This is a genomic window from Paenibacillus sp. RRE4 (assembly GCF_031844205.1).
Taxonomy (GTDB): domain Bacteria; phylum Bacillota; class Bacilli; order Paenibacillales; family Paenibacillaceae; genus Paenibacillus; species Paenibacillus xylanexedens_B.
The window spans coordinates 1426781-1445394 of the sequence record NZ_JAUZUT010000001.1; the positions used below are offsets into that span (position 1 = coordinate 1426781).

General features: G+C 45.3%; 20 protein-coding genes. All 20 read left to right on the forward strand.

The genetic code is table 11. The annotated features are described in order from the left end of the window. Positions 1-19: 19 nt before the first annotated feature. The 20 genes from Q9R46_RS06545 to proS all read left to right on the forward strand — a co-directional run bounded on the left by Q9R46_RS06545 (position 20) and on the right by proS (position 18529). The gene (locus tag Q9R46_RS06545) at positions 20-1468 is read left to right on the forward strand and encodes a protein-glutamate methylesterase/protein-glutamine glutaminase (RefSeq protein WP_311279365.1); all 1449 of its coding nucleotides are present in this window, start codon (positions 20-22) and stop codon (positions 1466-1468) included. 32 nt (positions 1469-1500) lie between these two features. Continuing rightward, positions 1501-3573, forward strand: coding sequence for a chemotaxis protein CheW (locus tag Q9R46_RS06550; RefSeq protein WP_311279366.1), 2073 nt, complete (start codon positions 1501-1503; stop codon positions 3571-3573). Between the two features lie 42 nt (positions 3574-3615). Further along, positions 3616-4077, forward strand: a complete 462-nt coding sequence (locus tag Q9R46_RS06555; protein WP_123064468.1) for a chemotaxis protein CheW — start codon at positions 3616-3618, stop codon at positions 4075-4077. Positions 4078-4086: 9 nt separating this feature from the next. Beyond that, the gene (locus Q9R46_RS06560) at positions 4087-4707 is read left to right on the forward strand and encodes a chemotaxis protein CheC (RefSeq protein WP_145329787.1); all 621 of its coding nucleotides are present in this window, start codon (positions 4087-4089) and stop codon (positions 4705-4707) included. Beyond that, the gene (locus Q9R46_RS06565) at positions 4700-5197 is read left to right on the forward strand and encodes a chemotaxis protein CheD (RefSeq protein WP_311279367.1); all 498 of its coding nucleotides are present in this window, start codon (positions 4700-4702) and stop codon (positions 5195-5197) included. The genes Q9R46_RS06560 and Q9R46_RS06565 overlap by 8 nt, the downstream gene beginning before the upstream one ends. Positions 5198-5200: 3 nt before the next feature. Further along, on the forward strand, positions 5201-5641 hold the full coding sequence (locus Q9R46_RS06570) for a hypothetical protein (protein WP_311279368.1): 441 nt from the start codon (positions 5201-5203) through the stop codon (positions 5639-5641). A 15-nt stretch (positions 5642-5656) separates the two neighbouring features. Continuing rightward, complete coding sequence (locus Q9R46_RS06575; protein ID WP_090923849.1) at positions 5657-6445, forward strand: FliA/WhiG family RNA polymerase sigma factor; 789 nt, start codon at positions 5657-5659, stop codon at positions 6443-6445. A 59-nt stretch (positions 6446-6504) separates the two neighbouring features. Then, positions 6505-7914, forward strand: coding sequence for a flagellar assembly protein A (locus tag Q9R46_RS06580; protein ID WP_311279369.1), 1410 nt, complete (start codon positions 6505-6507; stop codon positions 7912-7914). 51 nt (positions 7915-7965) lie between these two features. Next, entirely contained in the window at positions 7966-8280 is a 315-nt protein-coding gene (locus tag Q9R46_RS06585) for a hypothetical protein (RefSeq protein WP_145329792.1), read from the forward strand. Between the two features lie 63 nt (positions 8281-8343). Continuing rightward, positions 8344-8925 carry a hypothetical protein gene (locus Q9R46_RS06590; RefSeq protein WP_311279370.1) on the forward strand — a complete coding sequence of 194 codons (582 nt, stop codon included), beginning with the start codon at positions 8344-8346 and terminating at the stop codon, positions 8923-8925. Positions 8926-8927: 2 nt separating this feature from the next. Next, positions 8928-9518, forward strand: coding sequence for an endolytic transglycosylase MltG (locus Q9R46_RS06595; RefSeq protein WP_311279371.1), 591 nt, complete (start codon positions 8928-8930; stop codon positions 9516-9518). A 243-nt stretch (positions 9519-9761) separates the two neighbouring features. Next, the gene (gene rpsB / locus Q9R46_RS06600; protein WP_024630243.1) at positions 9762-10460 is read left to right on the forward strand and encodes a 30S ribosomal protein S2; all 699 of its coding nucleotides are present in this window, start codon (positions 9762-9764) and stop codon (positions 10458-10460) included. 123 nt (positions 10461-10583) lie between these two features. Further along, positions 10584-11234 carry a translation elongation factor Ts gene (gene tsf / locus Q9R46_RS06605; RefSeq protein WP_056700641.1) on the forward strand — a complete coding sequence of 217 codons (651 nt, stop codon included), beginning with the start codon at positions 10584-10586 and terminating at the stop codon, positions 11232-11234. A gap of 230 nt (positions 11235-11464) precedes the next feature. Next, the gene (gene pyrH / locus Q9R46_RS06610) at positions 11465-12193 is read left to right on the forward strand and encodes a UMP kinase (RefSeq protein ID WP_311279372.1); all 729 of its coding nucleotides are present in this window, start codon (positions 11465-11467) and stop codon (positions 12191-12193) included. Next, the gene (frr, locus tag Q9R46_RS06615; protein ID WP_311279373.1) at positions 12193-12747 is read left to right on the forward strand and encodes a ribosome recycling factor; all 555 of its coding nucleotides are present in this window, start codon (positions 12193-12195) and stop codon (positions 12745-12747) included. Before pyrH ends, frr begins: the two co-directional genes overlap by 1 nt. Before the next feature lie 89 nt (positions 12748-12836). Beyond that, positions 12837-13604: an undecaprenyl pyrophosphate synthase gene (locus tag Q9R46_RS06620; RefSeq protein WP_311279374.1), complete on the forward strand. Its 768-nt coding sequence runs from the start codon at positions 12837-12839 to the stop codon at positions 13602-13604. 16 nt (positions 13605-13620) lie between these two features. After that, a complete protein-coding gene (locus Q9R46_RS06625) occupies positions 13621-14415 on the forward strand; it encodes a phosphatidate cytidylyltransferase (RefSeq protein ID WP_145329800.1) in 795 nt (264 codons plus the stop codon). Between the two features lie 72 nt (positions 14416-14487). After that, entirely contained in the window at positions 14488-15627 is a 1140-nt protein-coding gene (locus Q9R46_RS06630; protein ID WP_311279375.1) for a 1-deoxy-D-xylulose-5-phosphate reductoisomerase, read from the forward strand. A gap of 113 nt (positions 15628-15740) precedes the next feature. After that, positions 15741-17012 carry an RIP metalloprotease RseP gene (rseP, locus tag Q9R46_RS06635; protein WP_145329804.1) on the forward strand — a complete coding sequence of 424 codons (1272 nt, stop codon included), beginning with the start codon at positions 15741-15743 and terminating at the stop codon, positions 17010-17012. Between the two features lie 62 nt (positions 17013-17074). After that, positions 17075-18529, forward strand: coding sequence for a proline--tRNA ligase (gene proS, locus Q9R46_RS06640; protein ID WP_311279376.1), 1455 nt, complete (start codon positions 17075-17077; stop codon positions 18527-18529). The last annotated feature ends 85 nt before the right edge of the window (positions 18530-18614 follow it).

Below are 18614 nucleotides of genomic sequence, written 5' to 3' on the forward strand. Positions count from 1 at the left end.
GAAACAGAGGTGACACAATATGGCGGTCTATCAAGTATTGGTTGTCGATGATTCCGCTTTTATGCGCAAAATTGTGACCGATTTAATTGAAGCGGACTCAGAGTTCAAGGTTACAGCCACTGCGTCAAACGGCAAAGAAGCCATCCAAAAAGCATTAGAGTTGAAACCTGATATCATCACGATGGATGTTGAAATGCCGGAGATGAATGGACTGGATGCACTTAAATCCATAATGGAGGATTCCTTCATTCCTGTGATTATGCTCTCTGGTATTAATGAACAAGGTATGAAAGAGACCATTATGGCTCTCGAAGCTGGCGCATTTGACTTTATTCGCAAGCCGTCTGTTGTGCATGATCAGGATATTGCTCAGGTTGGTAAAGCGCTGGTTGAACGAATGCGTGCTGCCATGCATGAAGTGAAGCGAAAAGCTGAGCGTAAAGAATCGATCAAAAAGATGGAGGCTTCCCGCAATACTGTAATTCCTCCAGCACAATCGGTAAAGAAGGAAGAAATGACGAAGGAAATTGTTGAACCGCTTCATAAAACAGTTCCGCCGATACTTCCAAAAAAAGAGACATTTCAAGAGCGTACTGGAGTTTTACAGGCTAAAAAACAACCGAGTGTCCCGCTTTCTCCTCCGAAATCGGAGCGTACGATCACCAAAAAGGATGGCTTAGGTAAGCCTGATCAATCTGCTCGTACGAAAACGGACATACCGAGTAAGCCGCCTGTGAGTCCACTGCAGGCTCGCAAAGAGGTCAGAACACCAGAGGTGCCCCGGCCCCAGACGAAGCAGCCAGCAACCAGTTCTACGGCTGTGCCTGTTCCTGCGAAGGAGCCAACTAAACTTAATACGGCTTTTAAAACTTCAGCGGGATCGGAAGGATCGTTCAACAAACTTGTTGCGATCGGCTCTTCAACCGGTGGACCAAGAGCTCTCAAGACTTTACTGGAACAGTTGCCAGCGGATTTGCCGGCGCCAGTCATTATTGTGCAGCATATGCCGCCTAATTTCACCCGTTCACTTGCACAACGGTTGAATACATTTAGTCCGCTCCATGTAGTCGAGGCAGAAGACGGTATGGTACTAAAAAAAGGAACAGCTTATATCGCACCTGGTGGTTTCCATTTGAGAGTTCACAAAGCAGCAGATGGAAGATTTATTTTGAAGCTGAGTGAGGATCAACAGGTGAATGGTCACAGACCTTCAGTGGATACGATGTTTGAGTCGCTTCTGCCCTTTACATCTTTACAACGACATCTTGTTCTTCTGACAGGTATGGGGAGTGACGGGGCGCGTATGATGAAAAAATTATACGAGACCGGAGTCACATCAACTTTTGCCGAAAATGAAGAAACTTGTGTTGTCTATGGTATGCCGCGTTCAGCTGTAGAGCTGCAATGCGTGCGTCATCTTCTGCCCTTGCAGGAGATTGCGCCAAGACTTGTTCAAGCAGTGAAATAACGGAGTGTAACTTACGGAGGAGGTGCCTCACAATGGACATGAACCAATATTTATCCATGTTTATTGATGAGTCTAATGATCATCTACAATCTCTTAACGAAAACATGCTACAACTTGAAGCGAATCCGGAAGATCTGGGTATAGTGCAGGTCATCTTCCGCTCGGCTCATACTCTCAAAGGTATGGCGGCAACCATGGGATTCGAGGATTTGGCTTCACTGACACACAAAATGGAAAATGTACTGGATATGGTTCGTAATGAAAAGCTGAAAATGCAGGACTACATTTTTGACACCATGTTTAAGAGTTTGGATGCTTTGGAGACTATGGTTCAGGACATTACCGGTGGCGGTGAAGGTAAAGCGGATGTCTCCTCCATTGTTGCTTCGCTTCAGGCTATTGAAAGTGGCGAATGGACAGGAGGTAGTGCTCCTGTTGCAAAGGTAGACAAGCAAACGAACTCCTCGATCTCCAATGCTGTAGAACTGGACGAATTCCAATATTCAGTACTTGATCAGTCTATCGCAGAAGGTCACCGTGTATTCTATGTTGACGTCCTTGTGAGTGAGCATAGTCAGTTAAAAGGTGTTCGGGCATACATGGTGTTTGACATGCTTGAGCGTTCAGGTGAAGTCGTTAAAGCCTATCCTTCTGTTCAGGATATCGAGCAAGAGAAGTTTGAGCGCAGTTTCTCGTTGTATTACATAACGACCAAAGAGGCGCAAGAACTGGAAAAGGGCATTATGAGCATCTCGGAGATCGAGAGTGCCAAATTGATTCAGCTGGATCAAGAAACGTTGCAACAGATGACCAATCAGGCGGCAGCCGCGGTTGCGGTAGAAGCAGCACCAGCCCCTGTGGTTGGTTCGGATTCGCCTGTTTTAGATTCTAAACCTCAAGAAGAAGGTAAAGCAGCTTCCACGAAGGCAGCAACGCCCAAACAGGCAGCCGCACCTTCACGCACAATTCGTGTTGACATTGAGCGTCTTGATGTGCTGATGAACTTGTTCAGCGAACTATTGATCGACCGCTCGCGCCTTGAGCAATTAGCAAGTGAGACAGGCAATAACGATCTGTCGGATACTGTAGCCCACTTGAGCCGTGTGAGTACAGACTTGCAGAACATCGTACTGAAATTGCGGATGGTTCCTGTGGATACCGTCTTTAACCGCTTCCCACGGATGATTCGTGACTTGGCTAAAACATTGGATAAAAAGATCGATCTCGTCATTACAGGTGCTGAAACAGAGCTGGACAGAACGGTGATTGATGAAATCGGAGATCCGCTTGTGCATCTGTTGCGTAATGCGGTTGACCATGGTGTTGAATCGATCTCGGAGCGAGTTGCGGCTGGAAAACCGGAAATGGGCACAGTTAATCTGCGAGCTTTCCACAGTGGTAATCACGTGTTTATTGAGATTGAAGATGATGGTAAAGGGATTTATCGTGACAAACTCCTGCAAACAGCCATCAAACGAGGCGTTGTAACGGAGGAACAAGGTGCGAAAATGAGCGATGATGAAGTCAATCAATTGTTGTTCGCCCCTGGATTTAGTACAGCAGATAAGATCTCTGATATTTCAGGCCGCGGAGTAGGTCTCGACGTTGTAAAATCAAAAATCACTTCGCTTGGCGGTAATGTAACGATTACGTCAACTCCAGGCAAAGGTACTAACTTCTCCGTACAGCTTCCATTGACTCTCTCTATCATTGCTGCGATGCTTGTACGACTCGGTTCAGAGAAGTATGCAGTTCCATTGTCTTCGATCGTAGAGACCGCGATTGTACAGCGTGAGCAAGTTCGTAATATTCATGGTAATAAAATGATTACGTTCCGTGAGTCTTTGATTCCTTATCTCTCATTAAGCGAAGTTTTCGGGGTGCCGGATTTCAACGATGCGGATGAGAAAGAAACCGAGATTGTTGTAATTCGAAAAGGAGAGCGTTTGGCAGCTGTTGCTGTTGAAGAGTTCATTGGTCAGAGCGAAATTGTTCTGAAGTCTATGGGCACGTATCTTCCTGCGATTGAAGGAATCTCCGGTGCGACGATACTTGGAGATGGACAAGTGGCTTTGATTCTTGATCCAAACGCATTTATTAAATAAGCATGATGATAGAGTTTTAAATCGAATAGGGAGGTTTTTTACATGGAAGAAGAGTTGAAGGTCATCGTCTTTAAATTGGGAACCGAAGAGTACGGAATTGAGGTAGACAAGGTTCAAACTATTGAGCGTATGATGCCTATTACCCGCGTTCCCAAAACACTTTCATTTGTAAAAGGTGTTATCAACCTGCGCGGTGTTGTTATTCCAGTTATTGATCTCCGCGGACGCTTCTCCCTTGCGGAAACGGAATATACAGATCAAACACGGATCGTCATTGTTGGTGTTGACGATATGCAGGTTGGTTTTATCGTTGACTCTGCCAATGATGTTATCGACATTAAAAGCAGTTCGATCGATACTCCGCCCGAAGTGGTTGGTGGCGTGAAAGCAAGATATCTTCGTGGTGTTGCAAAATTGGAAGATGGCCGCTTGTTGATTATGCTCAACCTCAACGAAGTATTAAATAAAAGCGAGATTGTGCAGCTGGAAAGTGTTGAGGGCTAGAACGTGGAGATGTTTAACCGATTTGAGGGTTTCCAAATGGATGTGCTCAAAGAGGTCGGTAATATTGGAGCAGGCAACGCCGCTACGGCGTTGTCTCAACTCCTTAACAGACCGATTGATATGGGCGTACCCACTGTTCAGATGCTCCCATTTGAGGAGATTGCTGAAAAAGTGGGTGGTGACGAGCGCATTGTAGTCACAATATTTCTTCGTGTAGAAGGTGAAGCGCCTGGTAATCTTTTCTTTATGATGACACCAGAGGCTGCTAAAATGTTATTGAACCGTCTCGCTGGTTTTGAGCTAAAAGAAGGCTTGGCATTCACTGATATGGAACAATCCGCTCTATCTGAGATTGGAAACATTCTGGCTGGATCTTACCTGTCTTCTCTTGCGGATTTCACAAAGTTATCGATGTACCCAACGGTTCCGGGACTTGCGATTGATATGGCAGGAGCAATCCTGAGTTATGGGCTATTGCAATTTGGAGAGATGGGCGATGCGGCATTGTTAATTGACACTTCTTTCTTTGAAGGTAGAGATCAAGTAGAAGGGCAATTTTTCCTGATTCCTGATCCGCCGTCATTTGCAAAGATTTTTGAATCGCTAGGGGTGCCACTGGACAATGATTGAGGACAAAAGCATCGTTAAAGTCGGTATGGCGGATCTGAATATCGCTCAACTTCCTGGCGTAATCCGTACAACTGGCTTAGGGTCGTGTGTGGGGCTAACGATGTATGACCCACAGTTGAAACTCGCTGGAATGGCACATGTCATGCTTCCGAGTTCAGAGATTGCCCGGGAGGGTAAGCTAAACACGGCTAAATACGCGGATACAGCATTGCCAGAATTGCTTGAGAAGATGCTAAAAATGGGCGCGTCTCAATCGCGAATTGTATCTAAGATGGCCGGAGGTTCGCAGATGTTTGCTTTCTCGGGTGCAGGAGATACCATGCGAATTGGGCCACGAAATGCAGATTCCTGTCGAGAAATGTTGGAACAGCTCAAAATTCCGCTTTTGGGCGAAGATACAGGAGGAAATTACGGTCGAACTATCGAAATGAATTGTGAGACAGGACTTTTAACTATTCGCAGCGTACAAATGGGTGTAAAGGAATTATAATACATGATAGGAAACTACCGCATTAATCTTGGAGCAGGCATAGTCGGATTCGTTCTGACTTTTTTTGTAGCATTCAGCAGCAATGTGTTGATGACCAGTTTAATACGCGGATTAATTGGATTCGCAGCCTGGTATGTTCTTGCATATGGTCTGCGTTGGGGATTGGGGATATTGTTTAGCCCTCATGTAGAAAATGGATCTGTTTATGCTTCAGAGGGTACTCAAGATCTAAGAGGTTCACAGGTGGACATCAAACTCGAAGACGATGGACAAGAGCTGAATGACTTGCTCAAGAACGGACAGAGCGACTCCGCCGGGGCTAATCATCCACCATCTGAGACGAAAGCTCCAACGGGATTTGCTCCCTTGGATCCGCCTAAACTTGTCCGGACCAAGGAGCCGGAGGAGTTGGCGCAGGCCGTTCGTCACCTGACAGACAAATAAGGAGGGTGAAAGCAATTGAACGAGCGTAAAGCTTCACATTTGAACCATTCAGATCTATGGGAAAAGTGGAAAGAATACGGAGATCTTGAAGCAAAGAAATTGTTGATCGAAAAATATCTTCATATTGTTAACTATGTGTCAGGCCGTCTGGCCGTTGGTTTACCCAAAAATGTTCCGAAAGATGACTTGGAGAGTAACGGCGTTATGGGTCTAATTGATGCACTGGAAAAATTCGATTATGAACGAGGCTTGCAATTCGAGACGTACGCTTCATGGAGGGTTCGCGGAGCCATACTCGACGGATTGCGTCAAGGAGACTGGGTTCCCAGATCTGTACGTGAGAAAGCAAAGCGGATTGAAGATGCCTACCAGCAATTGGAGCAGACCTACTTGCGTTCTGTCAGTGATGAAGAAATGAGTCAGTATCTGGACGTGTCAACAAAGGATTTCCAACATATGCTTCAGGAGGTGGCAGTTATGTCGCTCTGCTCGCTGGAAGATCCCATCCGTGAAGAAGAATCAGAGACACGTCTGTCTTTAATGGTAGATGAAAAAGCCAAAAATCCGGATTATAAAGTCAATGAGTTTTATTTAAAAGAAGCGCTGGTTCAAGGGCTTGAGAAGCTGACAGTGAAAGAACGAACGGTGGTCTCCCTTTTATATTACGAAGACCTGTCTTTAAGTGAAATTGCAGAGGTTATGTCTCTTTCGCCGTCTCGTATCTCCCAGTTACATTCCAAAGCCATATTGCGGCTTCGCGGCACACTGGATAAACAAAAAGATCTACTGATGCGTAAAGACTAGAGAGCAGAAGTTAAGATATGTATAGGGAGTGGACAGGCTAATAAGGAGGAAGATCTGCGTTGACACAACGGACTGCTATGGATAAATCACTAAATGTTGTTTTATCCGATGATAAATGTATCGCTTATCTTGAATATTACAACGAAGAAGAAGGCTTTTCCTGTACCACGGAAGAGCTTGAACAATTTGTGGAGAGCAAGGGCATTAAACATGGTCTATTGCGAGAAGCATTACTAGTATTTGTGAATAACCCGTCTGCCTACCTGAAAGATAAATGCAAGATAGCCGAAGGCGTTTCTCCTGTACAAGGGATTGATGGATATATTCAAGTCTTGATTGGTAAAGAAGATGACAGCGAGCAGCGGCCACTGGAAGCAGAAGACGGAAAAGTGGATTACAAAGAGCTAATACGGTTAGACAATGTGCGCAGTGGTCAGATCATTGCAAAGCGTATCGATCCTGTAGATGGCGTACCAGGTAAAGCAGTGACTGGTGAAGGAATCCCTTTTCGTTCCGGAAAGGAAGCCCGATTCAAAATCGGAAAAAACGTTGTTGTCAGTCCTGACGGTTCTGCGATGTATGCTGCAATTGACGGCTTGGTGAGTAGGACAGATGGAAACAAACTTAACGTATTTCCAGTGTACGAAGTCAATGGTGATGTCGATTATAAACATGGAAATATTGATTTTGTAGGTAATGTCGTGATCCGAGGCAATATACTTACTGGCTTTAAAGTAAAAGCGGCAGGTGACATTCGTGTCGTCGGTGGTGTCGAAGGAGCAGAACTGGAGGCAGGTGGCTCTATCGAAATTACCGGTGGGATCATCGGTTACAACAAAGGTTTAATTCATGCCGGACATCATGTGAAATGCACGTTCATTCAAGAAGGCAATGTTGATGCAGGTGAAGATGTACTTGTATCCCAAAGTATTATGCACTCCAATGTCCGTGCGGGTCATGCTGTAATCTGTGCAGGAACAAAAGGGCTTATCGTTGGCGGCTCAACACAGGCCGGAGAGCATGTATCTGCGCGTGTTGTAGGTAACACGATGTCTACAGTCACCTCGATTGAGGTTGGCGTGCTACCAAGACTCCGAAACGAAATGAATGAATTGCGTAAAGAAATGAGAGAACAGATGGACTCCTTGGATAAAACCAAGAAAGCATTGACTCTTCTTGATCAGCTGGCTGCAGCAGGACAACTAACGCCAGACAAGATGGCGATGAGAATCAAATTAAACTCAACTCAAAAATCGGCTCTTCATAAGAGTGAAGAAATGAAAATGCGTATCTTGGAAATTGAAAAGGTACTTGAAGATACAAGCAGAGCTCGTGTTGATATTTTGAAGATGATCTATGGGGGCTCTAAAATAGTTATCGGCAGATATACGAAATTTATTAAAGATCCCGTTAGCCGAATGTCATTTTATTATCAGGACGGAGATATTACCATGGTGCCGTACGTTTAAAACCGGCAACAGCCTTTTGAGGAAATCCATTCGAAACCGTGAGGTGAGCGTATGAGTTTCAAAGCAGTGGAGTTGCAGATTGCGGTGCCGCGAACTAGTGAAGCGGGACGATATCAAAGTGAAGCCCAGCAGAGACCGGTTACTGACCAGAATCTGCTCGCCGAACAGACAAATAAAGAAGCCAATGAGGCACGGCAACGCAGTGAAGCCATGGCTGAGACATCGCATACTTCGGTACGAGATGGTCATGCGGATGAGCGAGACCAGCATAGTGGGACTGATGGACGGGAGACGATGGACGAGCAGGAGCACTTGAAACCTGCTGAACATCCCTACAAAGGTAAACATATTGATCTGTCTATGTAAAAGACTACAAACATGCTGTAAGCTTGCGCCCGAGGGTGGTCGTAATAAAAGGAGAGAAGCAATTTGTCACCATGGATCATTATTGTCATATTAGGAGCTTGCGCAATTGCTTATGCATTCATTATGCCTCGTAAGGACAAAGTACAGCAACCATCGCATCAGTTGGTGCAGGAGATGGAGTCAACGCTTGAACATTATATGACAGAGATTGAACAAGATAACGATGCTCTTATTCAACGTGTGGCTGAACTTAAAGGGGAAGCCACCGCAGCAGATCATCGGATGCAGTCACAACTCAAGGAATTACAACAACGGCTTGACCAGCTGGAGCAACAAAAGGGTAAGACGAATGAACTCACCAATGCAGAGAACATAACGGTCCAGCGATCAGAGGGTTTACAAGCACAAAGCCTCATGGACAGTGTCAGGGCTGAAACGAATCAAGAAGTTGTATTAGCATCAGAGCTACAAGATAACCCGGCGCAAGAAGAAGATCAGAAGCGTGAATCGATTAAAGATCGTTACACAGAGCTTTTTAGGTTGCATGATGAAGGAAAGTCTATGGATGCTATTTCTAGACAAACAGGCATACAGCTTGGTGAGGTGCAATTAATACTGCAGCTTGCAGAGCGGGAGGAGAGCTGACCATGGACAAGCGATCTTTGTGGATTGGTATAGGAAGTGGCATGATTACTGGAGCAATCTTGCTTCAGCTAGCTATGGTGGGGCAAAAGGCCCTATCTGACAGTAATTTGGAACCGGTACAACGTGACAATTGGACGAAAGAACAATTGGAAACAGCAGCAAAGAGTCTGGATATGAAACTGGTTGGTACCCAAGACGAGTTATATACAGAAGCTGAATGGGTGTCAAAGAAAAAGCAGGAAAGCAGCCAGATGCAAGGGAAGTCGGCTGAAAAACCAGAGCAAACTACCTCTGCTGCACAACCGACGGAACCAAAGCAGCCACAGACAGATCAGCCCAAGACGAATACACCTGTGACGCCAACTAAACCTAATGGACCTGCTTTAACATTTAAGGTTCGTTCTGGAAATAGTTTGGTTATGGTTGCCGAAAATCTGAAAGAAGCCGGTATTGTGGACGATGCACAAGCCTTTATCAAGGCAGGGAAGTCTCAAGGTATTAATAAAAAAATTCAAGTGGGCACGTACTCTCTTGAAAAGGGTGAGAGTTTTAAGTCGATTATCGCCAAAATTACCAAAGAACCGTCAAGCTGAGCGCACATGCTCGGACTGGACGGTTCTTTTTGATGATAGGTGGATTATTTCTGATATAATGAAGTTATAAAATTTAGATTCAGATATTGTTGCAACATACTGACACTTATGATATATTAAATAACGGTGTTAAAACACACGCTATGCTAATTTTGTTGAGGGTGCTTTCCTGATGGAGAGTCTTAGCGAAAAATGATGCTGGCGGAGGACACAATAAAAAACCATATTAGGAGGTGTGTGAAGATGGCAGTAATCTCCATGAAGCAGCTTCTCGAAGCTGGGGTACACTTCGGTCACCAGACTCGTCGTTGGAACCCAAAAATGGATCGTTATATCTTCACTGAAAGAAACGGAATTTACATCATCGATTTGCAAAAAACGGTGAAAAAAGTCGAAGAGGCTTACAACTTCGTTAAAGGAATCGCAGGCGAGAATGGTACTATTCTTTTCGTAGGTACTAAGAAACAAGCTCAAGATTCCGTTAAAGAAGAAGCTGAACGCGCTGGTCAATTCTACATTAACCAACGTTGGCTCGGCGGTACCCTGACTAACTTCTCTACTATTCAAAAACGTATTGATCGTTTGAAACAGTTGGAAGCTTGGGAAGAAGACGGTACTTTCGCTGTTCTGCCTAAAAAAGAAGTTATCTTGCTTCGCAAAGAAAAAGATCGTCTCGAGAAATTCTTGGGCGGTATTAAAAATATGAAAGGCCTGCCTAGCGCCCTGTTCATCATCGATCCACGCAAAGAGCGTATCGCTGTTGCTGAAGCTCGCAAATTGGGTATCCCAATCGTTGGTATCGTTGATACTAACTGCGATCCAGACGAGATCGATTATGTTATCCCAGGTAATGACGACGCGATCCGCGCTGTTAAATTGCTGACAGGTAAAATGGCTGATGCCGTTATCGAAGCTAACCAAGGCGAAGAAACTTCCGCTTAATAGTTTTCGAACATAACATTCATGAATTAAATGAAAAGGGTGGTTGGTAGGTGGATAACCTCTCACTGCCCTTTTTTTAGAGTGTACGTGTACGTACAATACTTAATCTGGAGGGAATTTATAATGGCAGTTAATGCGAGTGCAGTAAAAGAACTTCGCGAAAGAACGGGCGCTGGAATGCTCGATTGTAAAAAAGCACTGGAAGAAGCAAACGGTGATGTAACGAAAGCGGCTGAATTGTTGCGTGAAAAAGGTCTTTCTGCAGCAGCGAGCAAAGCGGGTCGTGCAGCTACTGAAGGCGCTGTAGAATCTTACATCCACGCTGGCGGACGTATCGGTGTCTTGGTTGAAGTTAACTGCGAAACTGACTTCGTTGGTAAAACAGATCAATTTAAGGATTTCGTTAGAGACGTAGCTATGCAAATCGCTGCAGCTAATCCTAAATATGTTACACGCGAAGAAGTTCCTACGGATGAGTTGGAAAAAGAAAAAGAGATCTTGAAAGCTCAAGCGCTTAACGAAGGTAAACCAGAAAAAATCATTGAAAAAATGGTTGAAGGTCGTATCGGTAAATATTACGAAGAATATTGCCTGATGGAACAAACTTTTGTTAAAGATCCAGACAAAACAATTTCCCAATTGCTGAATGAAAAAATCAGCCAAATTGGTGAAAACATCTCTATCCGTCGTTTCGTTCGTTACGAACTGGGTGAAGGTTTGGAGAAAAAAGTGGATAACTTCGTAGAAGAAGTTATGTCCCAAGTTAACAAATAAGACGTTATCAAACCGACAAAGCAGGATTGATTTTCGAAGATATAAGAATGATGAAACTTCGAAGCGTAAACTCCCTTATATCTCAGGAAAACAATGCTGAACGGTAATTTGTTATTCCTAAAAGAGCGGAACACTTCTGTGTTCCTTTCTTTTTAAGCAGGAGTCCATGCGCGAGAAGTTTTGTTGGTTGAACACTGGAAGGTGTTCAATTCAAAGTGGAGGGTGAACAATTGGAACAGCCAGTATTTAAACGTGTTGTCTTAAAGGTGAGCGGGGAGTCTCTTTCCGGTCAAAACGGCTATGGCATTGATGCAGTAACGATCTCATCCATTGCCCAGCAGGTAAAAGATGTGGTTGCGCTTGGCGTACAGGTTGCGATTGTATGCGGCGGAGGAAACATCTGGCGCGGTATTGCTGGCAGTGAGAACGGGATTGATCGTGCAACTGCGGACTATATGGGTATGCTCGCGACGGTGATGAACTCTCTGGCGCTGCAAGACGCACTTGAACAGATTGAAGTGCCAACTCGTGTGCAGACATCAATTGCTATGCAGCAGATTGCTGAGCCGTACATTCGTCGTAAAGCCATTCGTCATCTGGAGAAAGGCCGTGTCGTTATTTTTGCAGCAGGTACAGGTAATCCGTTCTTCTCCACGGATACAACAGCAGCACTGCGCGCAGCGGAGATTGAAGCAGAAGTGATCTTGATGGCCAAAAATAAAGTGGATGGTGTCTATTCGGCAGATCCATTCAAAGACAGTACAGCTGAAAAGTTTGAGCAGTTGACATACCTGGATGTCCTTAACAAAAACCTTGGTGTAATGGATTCAACGGCGTCCTCGCTTTGCATGGATAACAATATTCCGTTGATTGTATTCAACATTACTGAACAAGGTAACATCAAACGTGTTGTTCTGGGCGACCGTATCGGAACAATCGTTAAAGGGAGTGTAGATTAATGCCACAAGCAGTTAAACAACATGCTGAAGAGCGCATGGAAAAAGCGATTCAGGCATTGCGCCGTGACTTGGCTACGTTGCGTGCAGGCCGTGCAACACCTGCTCTTCTGGATCGTGTGCAAGTTGAGTATTATGGTGCAATGACACCTTTGAACCAATTGGCAAATATCAGTACACCGGATTCCCGGACACTGATGATTCAGCCTTGGGACAAATCAGCGATGAGTGATATCGAACGTGCGATTATGAAATCAGACCTTGGTCTCACCCCGGCTAACGATGGCAACATGATTCGTCTGGCTATTCCGCCGCTGACGGAAGAGCGTAGAGCTGAGCTTGTCAAACTAACCAAAAAGTTTGGCGAAGAAGGTAAAGTTGCGATTCGTAACATTCGCCGTGATGCGAATGATGATATTAAGAAAATGGAAAAGTCCGAGATTTCCGAAGATGAATCCCGGAGACATCAGGACGACATCCAAAAGTCGACTGATAAATTTATCGCTGAAGTCGATAAGGTACTTGCTGCCAAAGAAAAAGAAATCATGGAAGTGTAAGACAAGCGCAGCCCCTCCAATACGGTGGGGTTTTGTCTCTTTTTCCAAGCTTCAGATGAAGAAACTTCAGGGATTTTGGAGGAACAGGAATGATCAAACGGGTTCGGTCGTGGTGGAATGGGGCTGACAAGCAGGAAACGCTGACTATATCCGAGGATAATATCCCGCAGCACGTCGCCATCATCATGGACGGCAATGGACGATGGGCCAAACGTCTGGGTCTCCCGCGTATAGCTGGACACCAGAACGGCATGAAGGCAGTCAAACGTGCAACCATCGCGGCGGATGAACTGGGCATCAAATATCTGACGATGTACGCTTTTTCGACAGAAAACTGGACGCGTCCAAAAGAAGAAGTGGATTTTCTGATGAGACTTCCGCAAGAGTTTTTGGCTATTGAGTTAGAAGAACTGATCGAAAAAAATGTACGTATCCGTATGATGGGACATGAGGAACATCTGCCTTCACATACGGTTAATGCTTTGCGGGAAGCCATTCGTCTTACGGAACATAACACTGGTCTGGTGTTGAACTTTGCGATGAACTATGGAAGCCGCCGGGAGATGACGGAATGTGTGAGAGACATTGCTCTGCAGGTAAAGTCAGGGGAACTGGATGCAGAAGATATCACACCTGAACTTATTGACAAACATATGCTGACCGCAGATATGCCGGATCCGGATCTGTTGATTCGAACGAGTGGCGAACTGCGACTGAGCAATTTTATGTTATGGCAACTTGCATATAGCGAATTATGGTTTACGGATATATACTGGCCCGAATTTGGCAAACAGCATCTGCTTGAAGCAGTAGCCGAATATCAGCGCAGAACAAGGCGTTACGGCGGTTTGAAATAGATGGAGGATGAAGCCGTTGAAACAGCGATTAACGACTGGAATTATTGCAGGTGTGTTGTTTTTGGGTTTTTGTATGCTTGGCGGGCCTTGGTATCACGGTTTGGTCTTGCTTATGGCACTCATCGGTTATTATGAATTTGTGAAAATGACCGGAGTGAAGCCATTTTCAGGTGTAGCCCTAATCGGATATGCTGGAATTGTTTCTATGGTATTTCCTTGGGAGATGGTATGGGATGTAAGACCGTTATCCTTGTTTCAAATTTCGTGGATCATCATGCTCATTTTGATGACCGCTTCGGTTGTCACGAAGAACAGATTACCAGTCAATACAATCGCTATGCTTTTCATCGGTGTGTTGTATATTGGAACAGGATTTTATTACATCGCAGAGTCTAGACATTTGCATCATGGTTTATTCTGGACATTCCTTCTGCTAGGTTCAATCTGGGCAAGTGATGCCGGAGCATATTTTGTAGGTAAGTGGATTGGGAAAAACAAACTTTGGCCTTCGATCAGTCCAAACAAAACCGTGGAAGGTGCACTCGGCGGCATTGTTATTGCGATTGCCACCGCGGTGGTGTTTGCCTTGGTATCAGACGGCTTACTCTCCTGGCAGAGAGCCATTTTAATCGGGATTGCTTGTGCAGTAGTTGGTCAGATGGGTGACTTGATCCAGTCAGCCTACAAACGCGTTTACAACATTAAGGATTCAGGCAATCTTCTTCCTGGGCATGGTGGTATTCTGGATCGGTGCGACAGTTGGATTGTGGTGTTTCCATTTGTACATATACTGATGCTACTGCCTTATTAGAAGAAGACAGCTTAAAGATGGTTAAGGTGGCTCGCCCACAAGCATTGGATTCGTTAGAGGTGAGGTGCAGTAATGAAAAAAATAGCGATTCTTGGTTCGACAGGGTCGATTGGGACACAGACATTGGATGTTGTTGATATGCATCCAGAACACTTTCAAGTGGAAGCACTAGCTGCCGGGGGCAATATAGATTTGCTGATCGAACAGGCTAGACGTTATCAGCCTAAAAAGGTTTCGGTAGGATCAAAAGAGTTGGCTGATAAGATTGCTCCACATGTGTCAGCAGGCACGAAAGTGTATTACGGTTCAGAGGGTCTCATCGAGGTTGCTGCAGGAACAGATGCGGACACGGTTGTTACGGCTGTTGTAGGAAGTGTTGGGCTGGAGTCTACGCTTGCAGCGATCGAGTCCGGGAAACAGATTGGACTTGCCAACAAGGAGACTCTGGTTACAGCGGGACATATCGTTATGGATAGAGCAGCAGCCAAAGGAGTTTCTATTTTACCTGTTGACAGTGAACACTCGGCAATTTTCCAGTGTTTAAATGGAGAGAATCGATCCAGTGTGGCTGGGATTACATTGACTGCATCAGGTGGTTCGTTTCGACATCTTACACGTGAGCAACTAGAACATGTGACTGTAGAGGATGCACTCAAGCATCCAAACTGGTCCATGGGATCGAAAATCACGATTGATTCTGCAACGATGGTTAACAAAGGCCTTGAAGTCATTGAGGCACATTGGTTGTTTGGTCTTGATTATGAGCAGATCGATGTACTACTTCATCCAGAGAGCATCATCCATTCTTATGTGGAATTCGAAGACACTAGTATCATTGCCCAGCTGGGTACTCCGGATATGCGTGTCCCCATTCAATATGCTTTGACCTATCCTGACCGCATGCCTTCTCCGGCAAAACGGTTGTCTCTTGCCCAAGTTGGACAACTTCATTTTAGGGAGATGGATATGGATCGTTTCCCGTGTTTAAGAATGGCATATGAATGTGGTAAAATGGGAGGGACTGCAACGACGGCTTTTAACGCAGCCAATGAGGTTGCTGTAGCACGTTTCTTGCGGAAAGAGATTTCATTCCTTAAAATAGAAGATATCATTGCTTCAGTGCTAGAAGCGCACCAAAATGTGGACAAACCTAATCTGGAGCAAATTGCTACCTGTGATCAGGATAGCCGCAAGCTTGCGTCCGTGCTGTAAACTCTTTTTTTGAGACAAACGGAACGAAGCGATTCTCTTGTGCAGCATTAGAGAATAATGATAGTCTAGAGGGACAGACTGCGGTACGTGCCGTGAAGGAGGATGGATAGGGATTGGAAACCATACAAGTGGTATTTCTAACGGTGCTCATGTTCTTTGTCATCGTAACGGTGCATGAATGGGGGCATTATTATTTTGCCAAGCGCGCCGGCATTCTTGTACGGGAATTTGCGATCGGTTTTGGTCCCAAATTATTCTCATATAAAAGAAATGAGACGCAGTTCACGCTGCGCTTGCTGCCTTTTGGCGGATATGCACGGATGGCAGGAGAAGACCCGGAACTGATTGAGATTCAAGAAGGACAGACCATAGCGGTACGGACTGTGGACGATCAGGTCAAAATGATCTATCTCGACCAATTGGATAACCGTAAAAATGTGATTCGCGGAGAAGTGATCTCCATTGATATGGAGAACACGCTTAAGTTACAACTGGATGTGGATGGCGAAGTGCAGCATTACCAAATACATCCACAAGCGATGTTGGTTAGCCGAGGCAAGCAGACACAAATAGCGCCTAAAGATCGACAGTTCGGTAGTAAAACGGTTGCTCAACGCGCTATGGCGATTTTTGCAGGTCCACTCATGAACTTTATTCTTGCTTTTGTTCTGTTCGCTGTTTATGCACAGATGGCAGGCGTTCCGGTAGAGAATCCAAAGAATCTGCAGATCGGTGAAGTGTTTAAAGGGGGAGCGGCAGATCAAGCGAATCTGCAAAAGGGCGATATCATTGAAACCATTAACGGTACAGTTATCGGTACGGATTCTAAGAAGATGGTATCCATGATTGCTGAATCCAAAGACAAGCCGATGGAATGGACTCTGCGCCGGGGGAACGAGACATTTAATGTCACGATTACACCTCGTGCGGTAGAAGGTCAGGAAGGCGGAAAGGTAGGTATTGCGCCTGTCTTGCCTACTCGTTCTGTTGGATTCGTGGAAATGTTCAAGTTCTCGGGAGTAGCTATGGTGGATACGACCAGGGTTATTTTTGAAGGATTCAGACATTTAATTAATCAGTTTAGCATGGATGACATTGGTGGACCTGTGCGTACGTTTGAGGTAACTGGCCAGATTGCCAAGCAGGGTATCGAGCAATTAACAAGATGGGCAGCGATTCTAAGCCTTTATTTGGGAATCTTCAATTTGCTCCCGATTCCTGCGCTTGATGGCAGCCGTCTCGTTTTTCTCGGAATCGAAGCGTTGCGTGGACGTCCGGTTGACCCTAATCGGGAAGGTATGGTGCATTTTGTCGGGTTCGCGATGCTCTTTGTACTAATGCTGGCTGTAACATATAATGATATACTACGTTTAATTAACGGATAATTACGGTTTGACTATGTGCTGAGTATTCAGTACTAGTCGTTATGGGAGGACGCTGGAGTCTTATGTCAAAGGAAAACGATAAACAGTTCGTGACAGAAATTACACCGCAGGGTGAGGATTTCTCTCGCTGGTACATTGATGTTATTAAAAAAGCAGATCTGATGGACTACTCACCAGTTCGTGGTTGCATTGTATTTAAACCGGACGGCTTCGAAATTTGGGAGCACATTAAGGATGAGATGGATCGCCGTTTCCGCGAAACAGGCCATCGCAACGCGTACTTCCCAATGTTCATTCCCGAAAGCTTTTTCCAAAAGGAAAAAGAGCACGTAGAAGGGTTTAACCCTGAGTTGCCTTGGGTAACTGAAGCAGGCGGAGAAAAGCTCGAAGAACGTTTGGCGATCCGCCCAACTTCCGAGACGATCATTGGACATATGTACTCCAAATGGATTCAGTCCTATCGTGATCTGCCAGTATTGATTAACCAATGGGCTAACGTTGTTCGCTGGGAAAAAAGAACGTTGCCTTTCCTTCGCACGAGTGAGTTCTTGTGGCAAGAGGGCCATACAGCTCACGAAACAGAAGAAGAAGCTCGCGAGGAAACGATGAAAATGCTTGAAATCTATCGTGAAGTAGTCGAAGAATACCTTGCCATTCCCGTTATTACAGGACAGAAGACTAAATCCGAGAAGTTCGCCGGGGCAGTGGATACGTTCTCGATTGAAGCCATGATGAAGGATGGACGTGCCGTACAGGCAGGTACTTCTCACTACATGGGGACTAACTTTGCAAAAGCCTTTGAAATTCAATATTTGAGCCGTAATAACGTTCTGGAACTTGCGCATACCACTTCGTGGGGAACAAGTACACGTTTGATCGGAGCTTTGATTATGGTCCACGGAGATGACCGTGGTCTTGTACTGCCGCCAAAAGTTGCACCAACGCAAGTGGTGATGATTCCGATTGGACCGCCAAAAACACGTGATGCCGTTGTAGGTCGTGCGGATGAATTGTTTGCTGAACTGAAAAAAGCAGGTATTCGTGTGAAAATGGATGATCGCAGTGATGTTCGTCCAGGCTGGAAGTTCAACGAGTATGAGATGCGTGGTGTACCGATCCGTTTGGAGATTGGCCCTCGCGATATGGAGAACGGCGTATGTGTGCTTGTCTCCCGTATTACTGGAGAGAAGAAAGTGGTTGAACAAGCAAACCTCGTTGAAGAGATTCAAACAATGCTGACACAAGTTCAGGCAGACATGCTTGATCGTGCTCGTACATTTATGTCAGACAACTTCTACTCCGTAGACACACTGGATGAGATGAAAGAACTGATGGAAAACAAACGCGGATTTACACTGGCTGGCTGGTGTGGATCAGAAGCATGTGAAGATAAAGTAAGAGAAGTCACGGGTGCAACCAGCCGGAACATTCCGTTCCAGCCAGCGGAAGAAAAACATACATGTCTGGTTTGTGGTGAAAAAGCGCAACACACGGTTGTGTTTGCAAGAGCATACTAGTTAACGGTTTGATGAAGAGAGCTTATTCACCGGTTTAGCAATGAATGAAGAGCTTCTGTCGGATAAAATGGATCGGTGCGGGTTC

What these genes read in the sequence shown, in the direction of transcription:
- proS (WP_311279376.1), top strand. Translation starts at nt 17,075, where the DNA reads ATGTCAAAGGAAAACGATAAACAGTTCGTGACAGAAATTACACCGCAG.
- Q9R46_RS06550 (WP_311279366.1), top strand. Translation starts at nt 1,501, where the DNA reads ATGGACATGAACCAATATTTATCCATGTTTATTGATGAGTCTAATGAT.
- Q9R46_RS06585 (WP_145329792.1), top strand. Translation starts at nt 7,966, where the DNA reads ATGAGTTTCAAAGCAGTGGAGTTGCAGATTGCGGTGCCGCGAACTAGT.
- Q9R46_RS06555 (WP_123064468.1), top strand. Translation starts at nt 3,616, where the DNA reads ATGGAAGAAGAGTTGAAGGTCATCGTCTTTAAATTGGGAACCGAAGAG.
- Q9R46_RS06560 (WP_145329787.1), top strand. Translation starts at nt 4,087, where the DNA reads ATGTTTAACCGATTTGAGGGTTTCCAAATGGATGTGCTCAAAGAGGTC.
- rpsB (WP_024630243.1), top strand. Translation starts at nt 9,762, where the DNA reads ATGGCAGTAATCTCCATGAAGCAGCTTCTCGAAGCTGGGGTACACTTC.
- Q9R46_RS06630 (WP_311279375.1), top strand. Translation starts at nt 14,488, where the DNA reads ATGAAAAAAATAGCGATTCTTGGTTCGACAGGGTCGATTGGGACACAG.
- Q9R46_RS06570 (WP_311279368.1), top strand. Translation starts at nt 5,201, where the DNA reads ATGATAGGAAACTACCGCATTAATCTTGGAGCAGGCATAGTCGGATTC.
- Q9R46_RS06595 (WP_311279371.1), top strand. Translation starts at nt 8,928, where the DNA reads ATGGACAAGCGATCTTTGTGGATTGGTATAGGAAGTGGCATGATTACT.
- frr (WP_311279373.1), top strand. Translation starts at nt 12,193, where the DNA reads ATGCCACAAGCAGTTAAACAACATGCTGAAGAGCGCATGGAAAAAGCG.
- Q9R46_RS06565 (WP_311279367.1), top strand. Translation starts at nt 4,700, where the DNA reads ATGATTGAGGACAAAAGCATCGTTAAAGTCGGTATGGCGGATCTGAAT.
- tsf (WP_056700641.1), top strand. Translation starts at nt 10,584, where the DNA reads ATGGCAGTTAATGCGAGTGCAGTAAAAGAACTTCGCGAAAGAACGGGC.
- Q9R46_RS06620 (WP_311279374.1), top strand. Translation starts at nt 12,837, where the DNA reads ATGATCAAACGGGTTCGGTCGTGGTGGAATGGGGCTGACAAGCAGGAA.
- Q9R46_RS06545 (WP_311279365.1), top strand. Translation starts at nt 20, where the DNA reads ATGGCGGTCTATCAAGTATTGGTTGTCGATGATTCCGCTTTTATGCGC.